The sequence below is a fragment of the Streptococcus sp. DFI.7.26 genome (assembly GCF_022240605.1).
GTDB classification, from domain to species: Bacteria; Bacillota; Bacilli; order Lactobacillales; family Streptococcaceae; genus Streptococcus; species Streptococcus xiaochunlingii.
In genome coordinates this window covers 18,830-42,680 of record NZ_JAKOGN010000012.1, presented here as the reverse complement: position 1 = coordinate 42,680, position 23,851 = coordinate 18,830, and the positions used below count along the sequence as shown (strand labels likewise).

General features: G+C 42.6%; 20 protein-coding genes. 19 read left to right on the top strand and 1 reads right to left on the bottom strand.

Going from position 1 to position 23,851, the window contains the following annotated elements; genetic code table 11:
- The first annotated feature begins 169 nt into the window (after positions 1-169).
- The 17 genes from L0M85_RS08465 (at position 170) to L0M85_RS08385 (ending at position 20,538) form a co-directional block, all read left to right on the top strand.
- Positions 170-1,936 carry a glycerophosphodiester phosphodiesterase gene (locus tag L0M85_RS08465; RefSeq protein ID WP_238656858.1) on the top strand — a complete coding sequence of 589 codons (1,767 nt, stop codon included), beginning with the start codon at positions 170-172 and terminating at the stop codon, positions 1,934-1,936.
- Positions 1,937-2,188: 252 nt separating this feature from the next.
- On the top strand, positions 2,189-3,937 hold the full coding sequence (locus L0M85_RS08460) for an ABC transporter ATP-binding protein (protein ID WP_238656857.1): 1,749 nt from the start codon (positions 2,189-2,191) through the stop codon (positions 3,935-3,937).
- On the top strand, positions 3,927-5,795 hold the full coding sequence (locus tag L0M85_RS08455; protein WP_238656856.1) for an ABC transporter ATP-binding protein: 1,869 nt from the start codon (positions 3,927-3,929) through the stop codon (positions 5,793-5,795). The genes L0M85_RS08460 and L0M85_RS08455 overlap by 11 nt, the downstream gene beginning before the upstream one ends.
- A 414-nt stretch (positions 5,796-6,209) precedes the next feature.
- Entirely contained in the window at positions 6,210-6,587 is a 378-nt protein-coding gene (locus L0M85_RS08450; RefSeq protein ID WP_238656855.1) for a YbgA family protein, read from the top strand.
- Positions 6,588-6,953, top strand: a complete 366-nt coding sequence (locus L0M85_RS08445; protein WP_238656854.1) for a TIGR02328 family protein — start codon at positions 6,588-6,590, stop codon at positions 6,951-6,953.
- Between the two features lie 367 nt (positions 6,954-7,320).
- Complete coding sequence (locus L0M85_RS08440) at positions 7,321-7,608, top strand: hypothetical protein (RefSeq protein ID WP_238656853.1); 288 nt, start codon at positions 7,321-7,323, stop codon at positions 7,606-7,608.
- A gap of 194 nt (positions 7,609-7,802) precedes the next feature.
- On the top strand, positions 7,803-8,042 hold the full coding sequence (locus tag L0M85_RS08435) for a hypothetical protein (protein WP_238656852.1): 240 nt from the start codon (positions 7,803-7,805) through the stop codon (positions 8,040-8,042).
- Complete coding sequence (locus L0M85_RS08430) at positions 8,026-8,253, top strand: 16S rRNA processing protein RimM (protein WP_238656851.1); 228 nt, start codon at positions 8,026-8,028, stop codon at positions 8,251-8,253. Before L0M85_RS08435 ends, L0M85_RS08430 begins: the two co-directional genes overlap by 17 nt.
- A 251-nt stretch (positions 8,254-8,504) precedes the next feature.
- Positions 8,505-11,498 carry a type I restriction endonuclease subunit R gene (locus L0M85_RS08425; protein WP_238656850.1) on the top strand — a complete coding sequence of 998 codons (2,994 nt, stop codon included), beginning with the start codon at positions 8,505-8,507 and terminating at the stop codon, positions 11,496-11,498.
- A 464-nt stretch (positions 11,499-11,962) separates the two neighbouring features.
- On the top strand, positions 11,963-13,318 hold the full coding sequence (locus tag L0M85_RS08420; protein ID WP_238656849.1) for a reverse transcriptase/maturase family protein: 1,356 nt from the start codon (positions 11,963-11,965) through the stop codon (positions 13,316-13,318).
- Positions 13,315-14,517 (top strand): restriction endonuclease subunit S, encoded by a 1,203-nt coding sequence (locus tag L0M85_RS08415; RefSeq protein ID WP_238656848.1) that lies wholly within the window; start codon positions 13,315-13,317, stop codon positions 14,515-14,517. The genes L0M85_RS08420 and L0M85_RS08415 overlap by 4 nt, the downstream gene beginning before the upstream one ends.
- A 14-nt stretch (positions 14,518-14,531) precedes the next feature.
- Positions 14,532-16,394 carry a P-loop NTPase fold protein gene (locus L0M85_RS08410; RefSeq protein WP_238656847.1) on the top strand — a complete coding sequence of 621 codons (1,863 nt, stop codon included), beginning with the start codon at positions 14,532-14,534 and terminating at the stop codon, positions 16,392-16,394.
- 191 nt (positions 16,395-16,585) lie between these two features.
- Positions 16,586-16,951, top strand: coding sequence for a type II toxin-antitoxin system RelE/ParE family toxin (locus tag L0M85_RS08405; RefSeq protein WP_048789179.1), 366 nt, complete (start codon positions 16,586-16,588; stop codon positions 16,949-16,951).
- Positions 16,941-17,234 (top strand): helix-turn-helix transcriptional regulator, encoded by a 294-nt coding sequence (locus L0M85_RS08400; protein WP_238656846.1) that lies wholly within the window; start codon positions 16,941-16,943, stop codon positions 17,232-17,234. The genes L0M85_RS08405 and L0M85_RS08400 overlap by 11 nt, the downstream gene beginning before the upstream one ends.
- A 21-nt stretch (positions 17,235-17,255) precedes the next feature.
- Positions 17,256-18,857, top strand: a complete 1,602-nt coding sequence (locus tag L0M85_RS08395) for a type I restriction-modification system subunit M (RefSeq protein ID WP_238656845.1) — start codon at positions 17,256-17,258, stop codon at positions 18,855-18,857.
- 143 nt (positions 18,858-19,000) lie between these two features.
- Positions 19,001-19,852, top strand: a complete 852-nt coding sequence (locus tag L0M85_RS08390) for a VOC family protein (protein ID WP_238656844.1) — start codon at positions 19,001-19,003, stop codon at positions 19,850-19,852.
- Positions 19,853-19,998: 146 nt separating this feature from the next.
- On the top strand, positions 19,999-20,538 hold the full coding sequence (locus tag L0M85_RS08385) for an NADPH-dependent FMN reductase (RefSeq protein ID WP_238656843.1): 540 nt from the start codon (positions 19,999-20,001) through the stop codon (positions 20,536-20,538).
- A gap of 456 nt (positions 20,539-20,994) precedes the next feature.
- On the opposite strand, the gene L0M85_RS08380 is transcribed toward L0M85_RS08385, so the two are convergent.
- Entirely contained in the window at positions 20,995-21,690 is a 696-nt protein-coding gene (locus tag L0M85_RS08380) for a VIT family protein (protein ID WP_238656842.1), read from the bottom strand.
- 236 nt (positions 21,691-21,926) lie between these two features.
- On the opposite strand from L0M85_RS08380, the gene L0M85_RS08375 reads away from it, so the two are divergent.
- Both L0M85_RS08375 and L0M85_RS08370 read left to right on the top strand, forming a co-directional pair.
- Positions 21,927-22,529 (top strand): hypothetical protein, encoded by a 603-nt coding sequence (locus L0M85_RS08375; RefSeq protein WP_238656841.1) that lies wholly within the window; start codon positions 21,927-21,929, stop codon positions 22,527-22,529.
- A gap of 184 nt (positions 22,530-22,713) precedes the next feature.
- Positions 22,714-23,751, top strand: coding sequence for a M42 family metallopeptidase (locus L0M85_RS08370; RefSeq protein WP_238656840.1), 1,038 nt, complete (start codon positions 22,714-22,716; stop codon positions 23,749-23,751).
- The last annotated feature ends 100 nt before the right edge of the window (positions 23,752-23,851 follow it).

The following is a 23,851-nucleotide window of genomic DNA, read 5'->3' as shown; positions in this document are numbered from 1 at the left end:
CTGATGAAATCAGCGTAGTAGAGCCCACTCAACCACTGCGTCTTGCTCGACAATCAAAAAATAATTGAGAGGCTAGGACTTTTGTCCCAGCCTTTTTCTTGTAGAATCATTGACAGGGAGAGGCTTTTCCGCTATTCTAGGGGAATAAAAGAAATGAAAGAGAGACAGCATGAAACGGAGTTATTGGCAGGACCTGAAAGGGGCCTTTTACTTAATCTGGCGCAATAAATGGTCCTTTATCTCTGTGGGGATTCTTTTGCAGTTTGTAGTTGGTATAGGGGCTGCGGCCTTGAGTTGGGTCTTTCAACTGGCCCTCCTCTTATCGGGTGAGTCCAACATTGACAAGAACAATATCCTCACGACCTTGACCAATCCTCTGAGTCTAGTGGCTTTGATTCTCTTTGCCATCGTCTTCGCCTTTCTCTTTATGCTGGAGATGCGGACCATGATCGCCCTGATCTATCTGTCTCGTACAGATCAGCACCTGTCTTTTAAAAAGGTATTTCGCCAGTCTTTTGGTCGCTTAAAGGATTTTAGCGGTTGGAATCTGTTGCATTTTCTCTTTTATATGGTTCTGACTCTGCCTGTAGCGGGTCTCTTCATTGGTTCCACTCTGACGGATGGTCTCTATATTCCGAACTTCATCACAGGGGAGTTTTCCAAGACGACCGCTGGGGCCATCGGTCTCTTCATAGTTCAAGTGCTTCTGATCTATCTCAATCTGCGTCTCATCTATACGGTACCCAATATCGTGATTGAAGAGTTGCCTTTTGGGGCTGCCATGCGTAAGAGCTGGGAGATGACTAAAAAAGGTGGGGTTCGACTTATCTTGCGGATCTTCTCCTTTGAGTTTATCCTCTCTGTAACGGGCATTCTCTTGATCCTTGGCCTGGTCTTTGCGTCTAGTCAGCTGGACAAAACGGGCCAGCATATCTGGGTGCAGACTATCTTTTTGGTCTTGATCCGCCTCTACATTTTCCTCTTTTCTGTCATGTCTAAACTGGGAACCTTGGGAATCATCCTGGACAATGGTTGGGAAGCTCCAAGTCGTTCGGTCATCAAGACTCGGGGCTCTCGGAAGATGAAGGGACTCTTTGTCCTGACCTTTCTTTTCCTCTTGGCTCAGTCAGGGATGGCCGCATATGACTTAGCGACCTTAGAGGTCAATGACCAGGTAAAAATCGTAGCCCATCGTGGCTATGTGGCCAAGGGTGTAGAAAATTCTCTCGAAGCACTCGAGTCGGCTGCCAAGGAGAAGGCTTCCTATGTCGAGATGGATATCCTCTTGACCAAGGACCATCAATTCGTCGTCATGCATGATTACAATCTCAAACGCTTGGCTGGAGTGGACAAGGATGTCAAAGATATGACGTTGGCTGAGGTACAGGGATTGAAGATCCAACAGGATGGTCATACCAGTCATATCCCCTCCTTTGAGGAGTTTGTCACCCGGGCCAAGGAGCTGAAGATGCCCCTCTTGGTTGAGCTCAAGCCTCACGGTGCAGAACCAGAGAATTATGTAGATCTCTTCGTCCAAAAAATGAAGGAGTTGGGAGTTGAAAAGGACTATCCAACCATGTCCTTGGATCTGTCGGTGATGGAAAAGGTGGAGAAGAAAGCTCCGGAGATTAAGACCGGTTATGTCATTCCGATTCAGTTTGGTCAATTTGAAAACGCCTCAGTCGACTTCTTTGCGATCGAAGACTTTTCTTATCAGGAGGATTTGGTAACCCAGGCCCATGAGATGAAAAAAGAGCTCTATGTCTGGACCATCAATGATGAGCAAAAGTTAACGGCCTACCTTCAACGGCCGGTTGATGGGATCATCACGGATGAAGTAGCAGCGGCGCAAAGCCTGAAGAAAAACTTGAAGAAGAACAAGACCTACTTTGATCGCTTCCTGAGCTTGGTGTCTCTCAGTACCAGTGAAGAGTAGGAACTTGTCTCCAGAAGAGTGTAAGTCTATTTGGTAAGGACTGACTAAAAGTTTGATTTTTATCCATCGTTAAGCTATAATAACTGTTATGAATAATGAAAGTCGTCCCTACAGTAACGCTGTCAGGGCGCTTTCTGTTTCCATAGCTTTCGCATGCAGAGATGGCCGATCTCTTCAAATGATTTTCTTTTTGTTTGGGAATGGACGTCTTGCTGACGAAAACTGTACTAACTAGTATTTTAGGAGGTATCTATGCTTCAGTCATTGATTGCTGAAATCAAGGAATACAAGAAACCCTCAGTTCTAGCCTCACTCTATATGGTGTTTGAGGTCATGTTTGAGATTTCTATTCCCTTTATCATGGCGACGCTTCTGGACAAGGGGGTTCAGAAGGGGGATATGACCACGGTTCTTACTTATGGTCTCCTCATGTTGGTCTTCGCCTTTCTCTCTCTTTTCTGTGGGATGCAGTCGGCTCGCTACGGGGCTTTTGCATCAGCCGGATTTGCTAAAAATCTACGGAAGGCGATCTTCAAAAAGATCCAAACCTTCTCCTTTGAAAACATCGATAGCTTCTCCTCAGGTGGTCTAGTAACCCGGATGATGACGGACGTGACCAATGTGCAGAACTCCTATCAGATGGTCATCCGGATCTGTGTGCGTGCACCGCTCAACTTGATCTTTGCCATTGTTGCTAGCTACTTGATCAATCCGCAGATGGCCATGATCTTTGTAGGGATCACCCTTTTCTTGGGTCTGGTCTTGGGTGTGATTACGAAGATTGTCTATCCACTCTTTACCAAGGTCTTCGAGGCCTATGATAACTTGAACAACAGCATCCAGGAAAATATTACCAATATGCGCGTGGTCAAGTCCTATGTCAAAGAAGAAGAAGAGACGGTTAAGTTTAAGAAGGCTTCTCGCTTGATCTACAACATGTTCATGAAGGCCATTCGTATCGTGATCTTGAGTAGTCCAGCCATGATGCTGTCCTTGTATGCATCCTTTATCTTAATCTCTTGGATCGGGGCGCAACTCATTGTGGCTGGTAGCTTTACGACAGGTGAGTTGACCTCTATGTTTGCGTACGTTATGACTATCCTCATGTCTCTCATGATGTTTATGATGATCTTCGTCATGCTCTCGATCTCTATGGCATCAGTGGAGCGGATCAATGAAGTGCTTGGGACAGAGTCAACCATCGTCTCTCCTGAGAATGGTCTGACAGAAGTAGCAGATGGATCTATTACCTTCGACCATGTGGACTTTGCCTACACAGACGAAAATGGCGACAAGGCCCATGTCTTGTCCGATATCAACCTCAGCATTCGCTCGGGTGAAGTCATCGGAATCCTTGGGGGGACTGGTTCTGGTAAGTCTAGTCTGGTCCAGCTCATCCCTCGTCTCTATGATGTAGAGTCTGGTAGCGTCAAGGTAGCTGGTCAGGATGTGCGAAACTATGATCTAGACCATTTGCGCAAGCAAGTTGCCATGGTGCTTCAGACCAATGTCCTCTTCTCCGGTACCATCAAGGAAAATATGCGCTGGGGAAATAAGGACGCGACGGACGAAGAAATCGTGGAAGCTTGTAAGATCGCTCAAGCGGATGAATTTATCCAGAACTTTAAGGATGGCTATGATACCATGATCGAACGTGGTGGAGCCAATGTCTCAGGTGGTCAGCGCCAACGTCTCTGTATCGCCCGCGCTCTCTTGATGAATCCAAAGATTTTGATCTTGGATGATTCGACCTCGGCTGTCGATACCAAGACGGATAGTCTGATCCGTCAAGGACTGGCGTCTAGTCTCAAGGATACGACCAAGATCATCATTGGTCAACGGATCTCTTCTATCCAAGATGCAGACCGGATCGTGGTCATGAATGATGGGAAGATCGATGCCATCGGTACTCACCAAGAACTGCTCGAGAGCAATGCCATCTACCGTGAAGTCTATGACATGCAAACCCAAGGGAAAGGAGGACAAGCAGATGAAGAATAAGAAAAAAGCCAGCTGGGGCTCTCTGGTGCGCTTGCTAGACTATATGTGGAAACAGTATAAGTTTGTCCTTCTCTTAGCGGCTGTCCTCATTGTGGCAGCCTCCCTCTCTACGGTCTATATTACCTCCTCTATCCGGGCCTTGGTGGACCAATACATCCAACCCATGTTGGATAGTGGAAGCAAGGATTTTGGGCCTCTCCTCAGCTTCTTGATGATGCTGGCAGTAGTCGGTATCTTGGGAGTTTTGGCCAACTATGGTTTTTCCCTCATTATGGCGACAGTCTCTCAGGATACGCTTCGCTCGCTACGGAACCAGCTCTTTGCCCGCATGCAAAAGCTCCCTGTCAAGTACTTCGATACCCACCAACACGGGGATATTATGTCGATCTACACCAATGACATCGATGCTCTTCGCCAAGCGATCGAGCAGTCTATCCCGCAGCTCTTGCAGTCTGCCATTACCATTATCGGGGTAGCTGTCAGCATGATCATGATCAGCCCTCTCCTTTTCCTTCTCGTTCTTTTGATGGTCGGAGTCATGGCCTATGTCATCAAAGATATCTCTGGCAAATCTGGTCGCTATTTCGCCGATCAGCAAAAGAACTTAGGGATTGAAAATGGTTTTATCGAAGAGATGATGTCTGGTCAAAAAGTGGTCAAGGCCTTCGTTCATGAAAAAGAAAGTATTGAAGCCTTTGAGCGGATTAATGACCAACTTTTTGAATCATCTTATCAGGCCAACCGCTATGCCAATGTCTTGATGCCTATCTTGGGGAACCTGGGAAATGTCTCCTTCGTCTTGACTTCACTAGTCGGTGGGATCTTTGCCTTGAATGGTATCAGTGGCCTCACCATTGGTGGACTCATGGCCTTCCTCCAGCTCAACCGTTCCTTCAACGGACCTATCACCCAAGTATCGCAACAGTTGAACTTTGTCCTCATGGCTCTTGCTGGGGGAGATCGGATCTTTGATCTCTTGGATGAAGAAGTCGAAGTGGATGAAGGGAAAGTCACCTTGGTCAACTATGAAGAGGTCGATGGTCGCATGGTCATCACTGATAAGAAGACCAACCTCTGGGCTTGGAAACACCCTCGGGAAAATGGCGACTACGAACTAGTCAAACTGGTCGGAAATGTCGTCTTTACAAATGTAGACTTCTCCTACAATGAGAAGAACCAAATCCTATACGATATCAACCTCTACGCAGACAAGGGGCAAAAGGTGGCCTTCGTCGGTGCGACAGGAGCAGGAAAGACCACCATTACCAACTTGATCAACCGTTTCTACGATATCCAATCAGGATCTATCACCTATGATGGGATCGATGTGAAGCTGATCGAGAAGGCTTCGCTCCGTCGCTCGCTAGGGATCGTCTTGCAGGATACCCACCTCTTCACTGGAACCATCGCAGAAAATATCGCCTATGGTCGATCAGATGCGACCCGGGAGGAAATCCTGGAAGCAGCCCGCATTGCCAATGTGGATTCCTTCGTCAAACATTTGGACCAAGGCTACGATACCGTCTTGAACGATGATGGAGCCGGTCTCTCAAACGGTCAACGTCAGTTGATTGCCATTGCGCGTGCTGCCTTGGCCAATGCGCCGGTCTTGATCCTTGATGAAGCGACCTCCTCAATCGATTCACGGACAGAAAAGATGGTCCAAGAGGGGATGGATCGCCTGATGGCAGGACGGACTGTCTTTGTCATCGCCCACCGTCTCTCAACCATCGTCAACTCGGATGTGATCATGGTCATGGACAAGGGACGCATCATCGAGCGAGGTAACCACGCTTCCTTGATGGCAGAACGCGGAACTTATTACCGCCTCTACACCGGTGGTCTCGAAATTGATTAACACAAAAAAGTCTGAGCGTTGGCTCAGGCTTTTTGCTTATGGATAATGTTATCTCTGAAACTTTCCTTAGGTGAGATCGGACGTCAGCGAACTTCGAAGAAGTTCCATGACTAAATCAAGATACAAAGGGCGTTTGCGGATAAAGTCAAAAGAAGAATTCAGTCAGCTACTGGGTCTTGGATTTAGTACTAATGTATTTTGTGCTTTTGAAACAATCCGCAGCCCGTGTTCAATTCGTTTTGAGCCCCTTCCTCTTTATTTTCTAATCTCAGGATAGAACAGTTAAAAGCTTCCCTTTGATAGATAAAGCGGAGAGAAAAAACGTGCCTTGTAGGTCCGCTTTTTTTATGACTTCACTCATTTCCATGGTATAATGGGAGGACTATTCATAGAAAAGATCAAAAGGAGACAAGAGTGGATCAAAAACATCACTGTCAAGTCCTGTGGGCGAAAAATAAATACCTGGTGCTGAGTCGTTCCAGTAATATCTACAAGGAAATCCGGGAATACCTCAAGCAAGACCAGGTGGAGGTCAGCCACGTCGAGGACCTGATCCAGCAAGCACAGGCCTTGCCGGAAAATCGTGGCCAGGTCTCCAATGCCTTCCAGCATATCTGGGGCTATTTCAAAAAGCAGGCAACAGCTGAGGAAAAGACAGATTTCATGCTGCTACTTGAGAAATACCAGCATGGTCAAGCTAGCCAAGAGGATCTCATCAAGGGGGTTCAAGCGCTCCTTAAGCGCTACCCGAATCGCTACTTACAAGACTCGACGCTACTAGGAGGCCAATAGATGAGACTCTGGCACCAAGACTTGATTCCCAAACTCCCTCGTCCCCAGCTCCTAGGCCAACACCGGGAATGCTGCGCCCTAAGGGGCAATGGCTGGGGAAAAAAGCACGCGACGGTCAACTATGTCTTTGACTACTCGCCCTATCGTCTCTATGCTTATCACCGCCTGATCATGGAGGAGATGACCGCTCGTGGCTATAAGGTCAGCTCAGAGTGGTGGGAGTCGACCTACCGAGGCAAGACCTGCCCAGTTTATTCAGAATTAGAAGAGGAAGGCTTGAACACCCCTATCTATCCCGAGCACCAGGCTACTTACCTTAAAGAATGTCTGGATAATCTAGCAGAAAAAGGAATCCAACTAGACTAAGAAAGAACGAACCAGACCAGGTTCGTTTTTTTGCGCGAAAAACCAACAAAATGTTGTAATACCTTTTTAAATGTAACAGACTATAAAGCCTTGAGAATAAGCACTTTAGGCCTCTATCCTAGAGTGCTTTCTTCTTTTTACTACCTTTTTAGTTTCCTATGACCGATTTATTATAAATTGCTAATAGCTATCTCAAAGCAGAGATGCTCCTGGATTTTGCTAAAATCTATCGAGAGGGCACTTTGTTAGCATATGAGTAATCCTACGCTTTATTTTTGTTTCTTTAAAAAAATGAAGCGCTTGTTAGGGTATATTGTACTTTAGTAAGTTAGGTATGTTATAATGCTTTTATTAGGAGGGGTGGGCGATGAGATACAGTCAACAAGTATTAGACATGCTACAGCAAGCAGTCACTGGCCAGATTGATAATTTTTGGGACTTTTCCTTTAAGTTTAACGCTCTTTTGGGAGAAAATGAGGAGTTTGCCGAGGCTTGGTATAATGAAAACCCTGAAATGTTTGACGCTCTCAATGACTTTGAGCTGATGATGTTTTTAGAGGAACATGATCCAAGTGATAAGCAAGGATTCATCACTTTCCTAATGCCATACTACAAAAAAGCAAAGCAATTCGCCAATATTGAAATGAGTAGTTAAAATGAGGCTCTGGGAATTCAACCGTACAGACGTAGTCATCACGCTAAAACATGGCGTGGTAGTTAGAGGTTTTGTAGAGGTTTATTGCGATGCCTCGGACAATGCCGAGGATATGGACTCCTTGCTTGTTGATGTCAATAGCACTCCTTATGAATATTTTGAGAATGATATCCTTAGTAACAGAGAGGTTTAATATGGATTTATCAGAGGCATTTACTCAGATTGACTCAATGGAGTTAAGTTCTCCTAAGATCATGCCATCTGAGATGACAGACGAAGAACTATCAAATTTGAGGTTTACCACATTTTCAAAAGAAGATGAAGAGGCTATCATGGCTGAACTCAAAAGACGCAACTTAGTGCTCAGAACAATCCAGGCGCTTTCACCTATCAAATCACTATGGGAAAGGTTTTTTTATGGCGATATTAGATGATTTACAAGCCTTATATGATAACGGCTGGGACGCCTCTTTTGATTATAATGGTCAAGCTTGTGGGATTTTTCCTAATTCTATTCATGATATTGTAGTGGTGATTGGAGATAAGGAATATCAGGTATCATCATTAAATGAACTGGTTTCTTTAAAAATTGGCGATAATACTTTAATAAATATTATGGATGGAATTGAAGTGCAGTATTATTAAAATAAAAAGCACCTATAACAGGTGCAATTTACTTGCTTACTGAACTCATCGATTTAATCCCTTTTAGTTATCCTTTGTATTTTATCTACTTATTTATAAGTAATAAAATTTGGTAGAAACAGGAAAAGAAACAGAGCAGGCTAAGGCCTGTTTTTTTGCGCCAAATCCCAACAAAATGCTTTGAAAGCGTTAATTTCTTTCTTAAACATGCTATAATAATAGGAGATTATGTACAGAAAAAGGATAGACGGATGAAGGCAGTAGCAACTCCAGAACTTGAGATTGAAAGACAGTTGATCCAGCAGTTGACATCAGGCGAGAGTCAGTGGACTTATCGCGAGGATCTCAGGAATGAATACCAGTTATGGGACAATTTCTTTGACAAGCTCGCGCAAAATAATGTCGCATTGTTGGCAGACCATCCCTTGACCGAGCAAGAAAAGCGCCAGATCAAGAACCAGCTCAACTTTGTCAGCTACTATGAAGCGGCCAAGTGGCTAGCTGGTGAAAATGGAATCGCCAAGGTAGAAGTCCAGCGTGAAGATGCTAGTCTAGGGACTATCCGTTTAGCGGTCATCTGGCGGGACAATATCGCAGCTGGTAAGTCCAGCTATGAAGTGGTCAACCAAGTCGAACGCGACAAGGCCTACCCGCTAGACCAGGATCGACGGCTAGATACGACCCTTCTGATCAATGGCCTTCCCCTTATCCATATCGAACTTAAGAGTCCACGAGTGGCCTTTCTAGATGCCTTTCATCAGATCAAAAAGTACGACCGTGAAGGCAAGTTTCGGGGCATATACTCAAGCTTACAGATGTTTGTCGTGACTAATAAAGTCGACACACGCTATATCGCTGCAGCCCGTGAAAGCAAGCTAAATAAGCAATTCCTGACCAAATGGGTAGACAAGGACAACCAACCTATGATCGATCTCAATAGCTTTGCTCATGAGGTCCTTTCCATTCCTCGGGCCCATCAGATGGTCATGCAGTACTCAGTCATCGACGATAGCAAGAAAGCCCTCATCCTCTTGCGTCCCTACCAGATCCATGCCATCGAGGCTGTGCAGGAAGCCTCCCGTCGCCAAGAGTCGGGCTATATCTGGCATACGACCGGTTCAGGTAAGACCCTGACTTCTTACAAGGTGGCGCGCAATCTCTTGCAGATCCCAGCGATCCAAAAGACTATCTTTGTCGTTGACCGCAGAGACCTGGACCAGCAGACGACTTCGTCCTTCCTCTCTTATGCGGCCAATGATGTCATCGACATCGACGAGACGGACAATACCCATGAGCTGGTCAAGCGCCTAGGGGGCAATGATAAGCGCGTGGTAGTCACGACCATCCAGAAAATCACGACCATGATGCGTAAGTTCGAAGAAGGCAAGTACCAGCGGGATGCTGGGAAGATTAAGGACCTGCGCGTGGCTTTTGTTGTGGATGAGTGCCACCGGGCAGTCACTCCACAGACGCAAAAAGAGATCAAGGCCTACTTCAAGAACTCACTTTGGTATGGCTTTACAGGAACCCCTATCTTTAAGGAAAACAAACGCAAACAAGTGGGAGACCTGGCTCAGACCACCCACCAACAGTATGGCGATCGCCTACATGAATACACAGTCAAGGAAGCCATCCATGATGGAGCAGTTCTGGGCTTTAAGGTCGACTACCGCAATACCATCATCTCAGATCTACTAGAAGAAGAGATCCCAGACCAGGCCTATGAGGACAAGGAGCACATGCTAGAGGTCCTCGATGCCATCGTCAATAAGAGCCAGCAACAGCTCAATATCCCTAAAGGGGTCGGAAAGAGCTATGAGGCGATCTTGACGGTCAAGTCCATCCCAAGAGCACAGGCTTATTATAATCTGCTCAAGAGCATACTAGCTGGCAAGGAGCGGGTCAAAGTTTCCGAGCGGGTCAAACAATACCTACCAGATTTTCCAAAATTTACCATTACCTACTCAGTATCTGAAAATGAGGAAGAATCTATCGGTTACCAAGACCACATGAAGCAGGTCATGGAGGACTACAACCAAGAGTTTGGGACGCATTTTAGCCTAGAGGATCTGCGGGGCTTTAACACCGATGTCAATAATCGCCTGGCTAGAAAGCAGGACAAGTACCTCTACCGCAATGAGCAGTTGGACCTGGTCATCGTGGTCGACCGTCTCTTAACAGGCTTTGATGCACCTTGTCTTTCTACCCTCTTTATCGATCGTAAGCCCATGCGTCCACAGGACTTGATTCAGGCCTTTAGCCGGACCAATCGGATCTTTGATGACAAGAAACACTTCGGACATATCATCACCTTTCAGTGCCCTCAAGCCTTTAAGGAAGCTGTCGACAATGCCCTCAAGCTCTACTCCAATGGAGGAGAAAATGAGGTCCTAGCACCAAGCTGGGAAGAGGAGAAACGTAACTTCTTAAAAGCCTGGGCAGAGTTTAAAGGCCAAGTTACAGACTTCGAAGAAGAAGGAGTCGCCCTCGAGCAGGCTCCAACAGCCCAGCTACGCAAGGTCGCCAAAGCCTATCAGGTCTTTGACAAGTACCAAGCCTCGATCCGCGTCTACTCAGAGTATGATAAAGAAGAGATCTACCGAGAAACTGGGCTTAGCAACAGCCAGCTCGAAGCCTATCTGGGCCTCTATCAAAATATCCTGGCGGAGATCAAGAGCAGGGATCCAGAAGTGGACAGCCAAGATGAGCTGGATATCCACTATGAGCTAGAGTCTGTCCAAGTCGATGAGATCAACTATGCCTATATCCTAATGCTAATCCAGAGTATGATCCAGCAGGAGGAAAATGACGAGCAGACCCTGAGTGACAAGGATATCGCAACCGTGGATAGCTATATCGAGAGCCTGAACCGGACCAATCCAAGCCTAGCGGAGATCATCCAAAACCTTTGGACCCAAGTCCAAGAAGAGCCCGAACGCTATCGAGGACAATCCATCACCAGAGTCTTAGACCAGATGATTGAATCCATCATCGATAGTCATATCGTAAGCTTTGCTAAAAACTGGTATATCGGAGTCGACGAACTCCGCTACTATATCCAACACTACCGCAAAGGTGCCAAAAAACAAGCCGGCGAAAGCCAGCTGACCAAGAGCCAACGCTACAAAGACTACAAGGCAGAAGTAGCAGATGCCCTCAACCCACTCAGCTACAAAAAACAAATCAAAGAAGCCTATATCCAACTGATCGAAGAGGTGATTGAACCACTGAGAGTGGGGAGGTAGGGTTATTTAGTATTCTAAAAACTAATATTTGCTTTACTATACTAAATATATATGATAAAATGAATAACGTCCATAGGTATAGCCGTATGGGATATTGGATTTAGCTTGGTCTTTGAATCATTTGTTGATAACGATCGAAATTCGTGGTATAATCGAATTAGGTTACGTCGCCTTCATAGCGATCTACATCGCTACGTACACTGGTGTAAAACTATCAAAGCGCTACATTCCGCACTTTGGATCCGACCTTCGCTTATCAATTATTGCGGAGCTCAGTTCGGCTCTTATGCAAACTCTAATTGAGTGTTTCTATACAAGAAAGGTGAAACAGTTTATGTTGTTCTCTACATTTCTGAAGATAACAAGCAATTATTTAATATTCGGTAGTTAATAATAGTAGTTAAGCGTGCAATATTAACTTTTTAGGATTACCGACCTATTGTTAATATTGCTCCTTTTGAAGTATGAAAAAAATTAATTTAGATTTATATAGATGCAAAGGTTATTTGCATATTGATAAACAAGTTTCTATTCATAAAGTTAAGAATTACATTGTAAATCCAGAGAAGATTGCTCACCACAGCTTTCTTCCTTTTTTGTGTTATGATAAAGTATCTGAAAAATATGTTGGTTACGGACCTGATAGTTTGGGAAATAGGCCTGTGAAACAGAAAATACGTACTATAATGTACGCGGGACATCTAGATAGCTACATATATAAATATTACTCCAATATTTTAAATATATATTATAACGAATGGATTACAGAAGCAAAGCTTGATAAATATTCTGTTGCATATCGAACCAATAGAAAGCATCAAAGTAACATTAATTTTGCAGCAGAGGCGATTTCTTTTATAGAAAAACAATCTAATTCATATATAATAGTTGGAGACTTTAAAAATTTCTTTGATACTCTTGATCATAAATTACTGAAAGAAAGATTGGCTAAGATCTTAAATGTTAAGCAATTACCACCAGACTGGTACAATATTTATAAATCTTTAACAAAATTTGCATATATTGATAAAGATACTTTAAATAATTCAGATAATCCCTTAGTTCAAAAAAATAATATTAGTTATTTTAAATGCATTAGAGATTTTAGGAAATTTCAAAAACAATTTAAGTGTAAATTAAATAAGAATTCTTATGGAATTCCACAAGGCAACTCTTTAAGTGGTATCTTAGCTAATATCTATGCTATTGATTTTGATAAATGTATGTCTGAAATTTCGCAAAATTTCAATGGTTTTTATCAAAGATATTCAGACGACTTTATTTTGGTTTTAAATATTGAAGAACTAAGTGAACAATATGGAGATGATTATATTGAAAAAGTAAATGAAATAATTGCTAACCTTTCAAAAACAAATAGAATTTATTTACAAGTGGAGAAAATTAAAACTTACTTTTTTAAAGATAAAATTGTTAAAAATCATAATGATAAAGTATGCCAAATTGATTATTTGGGTTTTTCGTTTGATGGGAAAAATGTAAGTTTAAGAGAAAAGAGTATCTATAAATTTTATAGAAATGCTCGAAAATTAATATATGATTCAAAAATATTACAAAAAAGAAAAGGGCTGACAAAATTGCCTAACCGACATAAGATATATTCTTTGTATACAGATTTTGGAAAATCTAAATACTATCGGAGTAATTTTATTAGTTACGCTAAGCGCTCTCAATATATATTTGATAAAATTAGTCCAAATACTAATAATTTGATGGTATCACAGTTAAAAAATAGGAAGAAGAAAATCGAGAGTGCGCTAGGATATCGAATTCACTCTCGCATTGAAAAGAGTAATAAATGAAAATTGTAGAACCTATATATAGATTTGATAAATTTGATAAGAATTGGCTTTTTGTAAAAATTAGTGATATAGCTGGTCAGTTCAAAACTGGCGGAACTCCTAGTACCAAAGAGCCGATCTTTTGGGATGGCACTATACCGTGGATTCAATCATCGGATTTACAGAAGGATATATTATTTTGTATAAAACCTCAAAAATTTATTTCAGAGAAAGGATTACAAAATTCATCCGCGAAATTAATTCCTAAAAATTCTATCGCTATTGTTACCAGAGTTGGTGTTGGTAAATTAGCTATCATAGATCAAGATTATGCAACAAGCCAAGATTTTTTGTCTCTCTCAGATTTTGGTGGAGATATTCAATTCATAGTCTATAGTATCTATAGAATGCTCCAGAAAGAAAGTACACAACTACAAGGAACTTCAATTAAAGGAATTACCAAAGAAGACTTGCTTTCGAAGAAAATAAGTCTCCCAGAGATTGAAGAACAATCCGCTATCGGTTCCCTCTTTCGCACCCTCGACGACCTTCTAGCTAGCTACAAGCACAATCTTGCTAACTACCAATCTCTTAAGGCGACTATGCTCTCCAAGATGTTTCCCAAAGCTGGACAGACCGTTCCTGAGATACGTTTGGATGGATTTGAAGGTGAGTGGAAAGAAATGACATTAGGTAGTTTGGGCTCTGTTGCTATGAATAAACGTATTTTTAAAGATGAAACTAGTGAGAATGGTGATATTCCTTTCTATAAGATTGGAACATTTGGAGGAACTGCTGATGCTTTTATATCCAAAGAAAAATTCAAAGAGTATAAAGAAAAATATCCTTATCCTGAAATAGGTGATATTCTTATATCTGCATCTGGCAGTATCGGCAGAACAGTTGTATACAACGGTGAAGATGCTTATTATCAAGATTCAAATATAGTGTGGTTAAAGCATGATCAGCAATTAGATAATTCATATTTGCAACAATATTATGAAATAATAAAATGGTCTGGAATTGAGGGGACAACAATAAAGCGGCTATACAATAAGAATATATTAGAAACGAATATCTTTTTACCTCCGAGTGTATACGAACAACAAGCCGTCGGTTCCTATTTCTCTAACCTCGATAACCTCATCGCTACTCACCAAGAAAAAATTTCTCAGCTAGAAACTCTCAAAAAGAAACTCTTACAAGATATGTTCATTTAACAAGGGAGTGAAATATGGACGAAAAATTCATAGTATTAGAACATATAGATACCTCAAATGCAGCGAAAAATTTTTCTAATTTACTTAGTGAGAGTAGAACATATTTTTTAAATGGTAGTTGGGGATCAGGTAAGACAGAATTTTTAAATGAGGTCAAGAAAAAATCACAAAAAAAATTTATTACTGTTGATTTTTGGAGATTGACTGATACCCGAACAACTATTGAGATAGCATTCTCAAAACTGCACCCTTTTATTTATTGGTGTCTAAGAATATTTGTCGTTTTATTAGTCGCTGTTTCAATTTTGATGACTAATATTGTTGATATAGGATTAAGTGACTATTTGGGTAGTTTTAAAAATATGTTTTTAAAACTAGGAGGAGTAGTTGCATTAATAGTTGCAATATGGCAAGTATTTAAGAAGAAGTCAGATGAACTATACTGTTTCTTACTAAGTAACATACCGAAATGTTCGAAAGTCCTGATTCTAGATGATTTTGATAGAATATCGGAGAAGCAGCAAGAAGAAAGTTACAAACTTTTCAGTTTAATAAATGGCAAGTTACCTATTGTTTTTGTTGGTGATATTCAAAGAGTGTATTTAAATAAAGATAATTATTTATCAAAGATTATTGATCGACAAATTGAATTGCCAATTGTATTGCACTCTTCTAATATTTGGAGAGAGTACTTTATTACTTTGGAAAATAAATTTAATTTTGTTTTATCAAATGATTTTAAGCAAAGAATTAGTTCGGATAATAGAAATTTACGAGATAGATTTCGTTTTAATGATTATGTGAATCAAGAATTCTTCTCCAGAGGAAAATTAGGCCATGTTCAAATTGAACAACAGCTTTGGATTATTTATGCTTATCTTTTCTATCCAGAATTATATAAAATGTTATTAGAAAACATAAAGATTAAAATTTCAAAAAAGGAAAAAGCTGATTTCCCAGAATTGATTAGTTTGGGTTTTACGATTAAAGAAACTTTTGTTGATATTCAACAAAAAGACAATAAACAGTATCCTTTATGTTTTGCCAAAAATAGAAAGGGATATTTACTTTATGAAGAACCGTTAAATAGAACTAAAGAGGAGTTAGATACTTTATTTAAAGATGATTCGAAAGAGTTAAGAAGAGAGTTAAGAATTTCTGATAATTCAACAGATTTTTATCAATACCTTGCAAATGAATTCAGAACTTTTTCTGATCAAAAGAAAGAACAATTATTAAACCTAGTTATATCTGAATCTCTACAATATTATGATAGTCCAGCAATGGATTACATTGTCCAAGGTGTTCTAAATGATTATTTACCAATATATGAAAGATCTCCTCTAACAGATGAAACAAGAGCTAAAATTGTTGAAAAGTGGGAAGAAATACTTAAGGAAAAAGGGTTAGACCAATCAGAAATAATATATTTCATTGAAAAGCATGTAATACTTAGTTTTCATGATTTAGGACTATATTATACAGATTTAGAACTAAATACTGAATACTATAGAACATTAAAACGCAAAGATTTTTTCCTAATAACTTATCTAAGTTCAGTTGATAAATTTGGTAAATTTGAAGAGTGGGAGGATTATATCTGGGAAGCAATAGACTGTTTTAGTGATAGAGAATTTTTATCCTTTTGGATACTACAATCAATCGTTTTTAATGGGATGGGATTTGGTAGTTATGATATAATTCCTGAAAATAAGACATATATTATTTGGACTGGAAGGTATTTATTTGAATCTCCTCATGAATATGTTGACTACAATGATACTGTAATATCAAAAATTAATGATAGAATTTGTCAAATGGAACAAAATGGATACACATTTATTAAAGAAATAAATAAGGAAAACTTAATAGAATAAAACTCTTACAAGATATGTTTATCTAACCTTCAAAAATTCCCTATACCCGAACCCATAAGCACATCCTTTTTCGAATAGTATAAGTGAGTCCCTTTGATTCTTTCAAAGGGTGCTCCTTAGTATCTAAGAACTTAAAAGTATTTACTTTTAATAACTTTAGAGTTATAATAAATTCGAAAAGAGGTTGCTTTGTGCACGCTATTTATTTTTATAAGGACAAACAGGGGAATCAACCGGTCTTGGACTACATGAGGGAGTTAGCTCGTCACGATAGCAAGGACAGCCGGATCAAACTCAACAAGCTCAACGACTATATCGAGCTTTTGAGCCAGCAGGGAACACGTGCTGGCCAACCCTACATCAAGCATCTGGATGCGGAGATCTGGGAGTTGAGACCCTTGCGGGATCGGATTTTATTCGTGGCTTGGTTGGATGGGAGCTTTGTCTTACTGCATCATTTTGTAAAAAAGACGCAAAAGACACCTAGACGAGAGATCGAGAAAGCCAAGCGGGAGTTGCAAGATTTGAAGGAAAGAGGGCTAAGAGATGAAGAATAGTGCCGTCGGCAGCAATTGGAAAGATGTGAGAGCAGAGCTCTTCACCAAGGAAGAAATCCTGGAAAGTGATCTGCGGGTTGCGATTATGACAGAGCTGATCGAAGCTCGGCATGAAAAGGGAATTAGCCAAAAGAAACTAGAAGAACTCAGTGGGGTCAGTCAACCGGTTATCGCTCGGATGGAGACAGGTAAGACCAGTCCTCAATTGGACACGGTCTTGAAAGTCTTAGCCAGTCTGGGCAAGACACTCGCCGTTGTCCCACTGGAACAAGAAAAGGTCTAAAAGAAATCAGAAAGAATTACTATGGAAACAACACAAACCTCCCAGTCGCTCTACCAAGCCCTGTGGAATTCAGCGGACGTGCTCCGCTCTAAGATGGATGCCAATGACTATAAGTCTTATCTCTTGGGGATGATCTTTTACAAGTACCTCTCAGATAAGTTGCTCTTCTTCGTGGCGGAGACCATGGAGGAGGAGACAGAGAGTCTGGATGAAGCCTTGGCGCTTTACCGGTCCTACTATGAGGATCCTAACTCTCAAGAGGATTTGATCTCCGTCATCACTGATGAGCTCAACTATGTCATCAAGCCAGGCTTGACCTTTACGGCCTTGGTGGACCGGGTCAATGAAGGGACCTTCCAGCTGGAAGATCTGGCTCAGGGCTTCCGAGACATCGAGCAGAGTGACGACCTCTATGAAAATCTCTTTGAAGACATTGATCTCTACTCCAAGAAACTAGGGGCGACTCCTCAAAAGCAAAACCAGCTAGTGGCTGCTGTTATGAAAGAATTGGCAGTGCTGGATGTGGCAGGTCATGCGGGTGATATGCTTGGGGATGCTTATGAGTACTTGATTGGTCAGTTTGCGACCGACTCTGGTAAGAAAGCAGGTGAGTTCTATACACCTCAGCCTGTTGCCAAACTCATGACCCAGATTGCCTTTTTAGGGCGTGAAGACGAGCAAGGCTTTACCATCTACGATGCCACCATGGGATCAGGCTCCCTCTTGCTCAATGCCAAGAAGTTTTCTCACCAGCCTCAAACCGTCCAGTATTTTGGTCAGGAGCTTAATACCTCAACCTATAACCTGGCTCGGATGAACATGATCCTACATGGGGTCCCGGTGGAAAACCAGTTCTTGCACAATGCCGATACGCTGGATGAAGACTGGCCGACCCAGGAGCCGACCAACTTTGATGGGGTTCTCATGAACCCACCATACTCAGCTAAATGGTCTGCAAGCTCTGGATTCCTCCAAGATCCACGCTTCTCCCCATTTGGCAAGCTAGCGCCTCAGTCCAAGGCAGACTTCGCCTTTCTCTTGCACGGTTATTACCACTTGAAACAAGACAATGGTGTGATGGCCATCGTCCTTCCTCACGGGGTCCTTTTCCGTGGCAATGCTGAAGGAACCATTCGCAAGGCCTTGCTAGAAGAAGGGGCCATTGATACCGTGATCGGTCTTCCTGCCAATATCTTCTTCAATACCAGCATCCCAACGACAGTCATCATTCTCAAGAAGAACCGGACCAATCGGGACGTTTACTTTATTGATGCCTCTAAGGAATTTGATAAGGGCAAGAACCAGAACATCATGACGGATGCCCATATCGAGAAGATCCTCCAGGCCTATAAGAGTAGAGAGGATATAGATAAGTTCGCCCATCTGGCTAGCTTTGAGGAGATCGTCGAGAATGACTACAACCTCAATATCCCACGCTATGTGGATACCTTTGAGGAAGAAGAAGTAGAGCCACTGACAGATATCGTGGCTAAGATCAACCAAACCAACGCGACCATTGAGACTCAGACAGCTTCTCTTTTAGATATGCTCAGCCAGCTTCATGGGACGACACCTGAAGCAGACGCCGAGCTCAAGAAATTTGTCGAGGAGTTTAAGGGCTAGTTCTTCATCACTTTTAACAGACAATTCCCTCCTTAGTTTTCTAAGGAGGATTTTCTGTCGAGTTATTTTATTTGCTTCTTTCAAAAAAGAGTGTATAATGATGTAATATAAAAAGTTACAACAAAACCGACAAGGAGACACCTATGACCTACGCCTATAATAGCAAGATTTACCTGGCAGAAGTTGCACTAAATGTGAAGGATTTGGCGCGCCAGACCGCTTTTTACATCCAAATGTTGGGCTTGGAGATGTTGTCTCAGACGGAGGAGGAAGTCCTTCTTGGGGCTGGTGGTAAGCCCTTGGTTCATCTCATCCAAACGGATCGGACCGAAGCCGTTAAAGGGAGCTATGGTCTCTACCACATGGCTATTCTCCTACCTAGTCGGGAGGACTTGGCGGATGTCTTCAAACATATGGCTGAGCTGAAGGTTCCCTTTGTGGGGGCTGCAGACCATGGCTACAGTGAAGCTCTCTATCTTGAAGATCCAGAGGGCAATGGCATTGAGCTCTACCGGGATAAGCCAGTGGCGGAGTGGGATATCCGTGAGGATGGCCGTATCATCGGCGTGACGGAGGAGCTCTCTGCCCAAGAGATCTATGAAATGGGGCGTAAGGTGGAGCCCTTCCAGATAGCGTCAGCTACCCGTATGGGACATATCCACCTCTCCGTGAGAGATAGTCGATTGGCGTCCGCCTTTTACCAAAAGGTGCTGGAATTATTGAATAAGTTTACTGTTCCATCTGCCAGCTGGATCGCTTCTGGAGTCTACCACCATCATTTGGCAGTCAATGAATGGGCCGGCAAGCACTTGGTCAAACGGGAAGCCCAGCTTCCTGGCCTTGCCTATTACGTCGTCCACGTAGAAAAGAAAGAAGACTTGGTTGCCATCGCCGAGAGAGCAAAAGAGCAGGAGGTAGCTGTCACCTGGCTGACCTCAAGTGAGCTCGCGTTTACAGATCCGGATGGGATCGTGACTCGAGTCAGAAAGCTATAGAAAGCTCGATAAATTAGGCTTTTTGAGAGAAAAAAATAAATAGTAAAAATTAGTGATATTTCAAGTTGTAATTCTTGACATTACATCTGAGCCGTGTATAATAGTTTTTGTAATAAATAGTCTTACAACAGAAAGAAGAAACAGCTATGAATAACATTTTATTTATCGTCGGATCCCTTCGTCAAGGATCTTTTAACCACCAAATGGCTCAGAAAGCAGAAAGCCTTCTTGAAGGAAAAGCAACTGTGACTTACTTAGACTACAAGGACATCCCTATGATGAACCAAGATTTGGAAACACCGACTTTGCCAGCAGTGCAAGCAGCGCGTGATGCGGTCCTTGTTGCGGATGCCATCTGGATCTTCTCACCAGTCTACAACTTTGCCATTCCAGGTGTAGTGAAAAACCTGATCGACTGGCTTAGCCGTGCCCTTGACCTGTCAGAAACTCGTGGTCCATCTGCCCTTCAAGACAAGATCGTAACTGTCTCTTCAGTCGCTAATGCAGGACACGAGCCAATGTTTGCGGCTTACCAAGCGCTCTTACCATTCGTTCGTACCCAAGTAGTGGGAGAATTCACAGGAACAACCGTTAACCCAGAAGCCTGGGCAACAGGTGAATTGGTCTTAACAGACGAAGCCATCGCAGGATTGGAAAAACAAGTCCAAGCCTTATTGGAAGCATAAGAAAAGAGAGTGGGACAGAAATCGATAATTCGTTAGAATTCGATTTCGTCGTCCCACCTCCGCACAGTTGAGTAGGGCTGTAAAAGCTGATGAAATCAACGTAGTAGAGCCCATTCAACCACTGCGTCTTGCTCGACAATCCAAAGACAATTAAGAGGCTGGGACTTTTGTTCCAGCCTCTTAGAAAGTGGGCAAACTACTTTTTGCATAGACTATCTAGATGATTCATTAAAATAATGACTTTTATTTTTAGTCATTTAAGTAGAACAAAAACTTTCCGCTGTGAGAAAAGTGCCTGAAACGTAATTGTTTCAGGCACTCGGGAGTTTTGGAACCTTAGGTCCAAAACTAAGTCATGGAACTTCTACGAAGTTCGCTGACGTCCGTACTCACCTAAGGAAAGTTTTTTAGAGGATTAAATCTTCAAATTGAGCTGAGACAGAAGTCTCAGCTTTTTTAGATACTAAACAATTGTCCGAAGAGATAAGTAACACCCATAGTAAGTAGTCCAATGACCAAGTTACGGATCATGGCTTGCTTGGTGGGAGCTTTTCCTAGCTTGGCACTGGTGTAGCCGGTAAAGAGAAGGGAGAGGGCTACGATGAAGACTGTTGCTGGAATGCGGATTTCTTTTGGAAAGAGAAGGATGGACAGCATAGGAGGAAGAGAGCCAAGGACAAAAGCTACAAAACTAGAGATGGCCGCATGCCAAGGATTGGTAAACTCTTCAAACTCCAGGCCATACTTTTCTTCGACCAAGGCCTTGAGAGGGTGTTTGAGAAAGGCCCGCTCGGTCATGATTTGAGCAGCAGTTTCGCATTCGCCGTTTTGAATATAGGCTGCATAGAGAGAGTCGCGTGCAGCTTTTGGATCCCGATCCAGAAGGGCTTGCTCCCGATTCACAGCAGCTTCTTCTGTATCCTTTTGGGTCGATACAGACACGTATTCACCCCCGGCCATAGAGAAGGCACCGGCCAGAATTGCAGAGAGGCCAGAGAGGAAGATGATCCAGAGATTACTGGTCGCACTGGCAACCCCGATAACAACTCCAGCAATTGAGATGATCCCATCGTTTGCTCCAAGGACTCCTGCCCGTAAAATATTTAAGCGGTCGTTGAAAGAAGCATCAAGACCATGTTTTGTTTCAGTCATATATGTCTCCTGGTTTCTTATTTAGAATTATTATAATTAAATCCATTTAATTTTACAAGGCTTTTGTCTCAAATGATAAAAGTCCGACAGTTTAAGAAAGGACTATAGAGGCTAGAAGGTCTATCTCATCTTTAAAAATGTACCGTCAGCAGAAGGAGCTAAGATATTATAATGCTTTGACATTCGAAATAATTTTAGATATAATTCTATAAATGAATTATGAATAGGAGTCAACCATGAAAAAATTAGTCGCAAGCGGTATTACCCTTCTCTCGGTCTTAACCTTGGTCGCATGTTCGGGAAATCAAACTGCAAAACCAAAGGCTTCTTCAGAGAAGTCTTCAAGCAAGGTGGAGAAATCTTCTTCTAAGAAGTCTTCCTCATCTAAGAAGAAATCATCTTCATCAAAGAAATTTGAATTGACGGATGATACAAGTAGTTCTTCCAGTCAATCTTCATCAGGATCTGGCGCTCAAGCAACAGCTCCAGAAGTTGTTTTGGTAACAGATCAAGAAATTGAAAATGCGAAAACAATCGGTGAAATCAAGGCGCTTTATGCTAAACTAGCTGAAAATTACAAGAAGCATGCCAATGAATTGGGAGAAAAGTTGCCAAAATCTGAACAAGAATCTTATTTCAAGGCCTTGGAACCTGGTATCAAGAAGATGGATGAAGAGTTGGCTTCTTTGAATGAAACTCTTGCTCAATTTGGAGACGATACAACGCTTTTCCCAGAAGAGCACCGTGCTGCCTTTATTGAATCCTTTAAAGCAACCCGTGATACCATGACAAATGCTTTGGTAACTGCTTATAAGTTGGTTGGAGGTTTAACTAGCTAATGTTCCTATCTTCTCTGTGGGAACTTAGTTTCTGCAGCTATAGATTGGATCAAGATCGAAAGTAAGAAAAGAGTCAGCAGATTGCAATTTCCATCTGCTGACTCTTTTTTGCTGTCTTGCTTTGCTAGTCTTTTAAAGGCAGTCGTGCTATAATCGTACTAGCAGATTATTGAAGGAGAAATTCATGAATCAAACAGTTGAATATCTAAAAGAACTCACAGCCATCGCATCACCGACAGGCTATACGGAAGAAGTAGCAGCATACTTGGTCAAGACTTTGACAGAGATGGGCTACAGTCCGATCCGGACGGCTAAGGGGGGTGTGACCGTTGTCCTCAAGGGGGAAAATGACGAGCAACACCGCTACATCACAGCCCATGTGGATACGCTTGGAGCGATCGTACGGGCAGTTAAGCCAGATGGCCGTCTCAAACTGGATCGCATCGGGGGCTTCCCTTGGAACATGATTGAAGGGGAAAACTGTACCGTCCATGTGGCCAATACAGGAAAGACTCATTCGGGTACTATCCTTGTCCACCAAACCTCTTGCCATGTCTACAAGGATGCGGGAACTGTGGAGCGGACCCAGGACAATATGGAAGTGCGCTTGGATGAAAAAGTGACCAATGAAAAAGAAACGCGTGACTTGGGGATCGAAGTGGGAGACTTTATCAGCTTTGATGCTCGGACTATTGTCACGGATACAGGCTTTATCAAGTCTCGTCATTTGGATGACAAGGTCAGCGCCGCTATCTTGCTCAACCTCCTCCGCCTCTACAAGGAAGAAGGCGTGACCCTACCAGTGACGACTCACATTGCCTTTTCTGTCTTTGAAGAAGTAGGGCATGGGGCTAACTCCAGCATCCCAGCTCAAGCGGTTGAATACTTGGCAGTGGACATGGGGGCGATGGGAGATGACCAGCAGACAGACGAGTACACCGTTTCTATCTGTGTCAAAGATGCTTCAGGTCCTTATCACTACGGTTTCCGTCAGCACTTGGTGGCCTTGGCCAAGGAGCAAAATATCCCTTACAAACTGGACATCTATCCTTTCTATGGATCCGATGCCTCCGCAGCCATGAGTGCAGGAGCAGAAGTCAAGCATGGTCTTCTCGGAGCAGGGATCGAGTCTAGCCACTCCTATGAGCGGACCCACGTGGATTCTGTGGTGGCAACAGAGCGTATGGTCGATGCCTATCTCAAGAGCGACTTGGTCAAATAAGCTTCGTTTTCAAGGTTAAAACATAGGATTGAATCTGCCTGGTCAAGTTAACTGGGTAGATTTTTTAGGATAAACTGTCAAAAAATTCTTGACAAGCCAA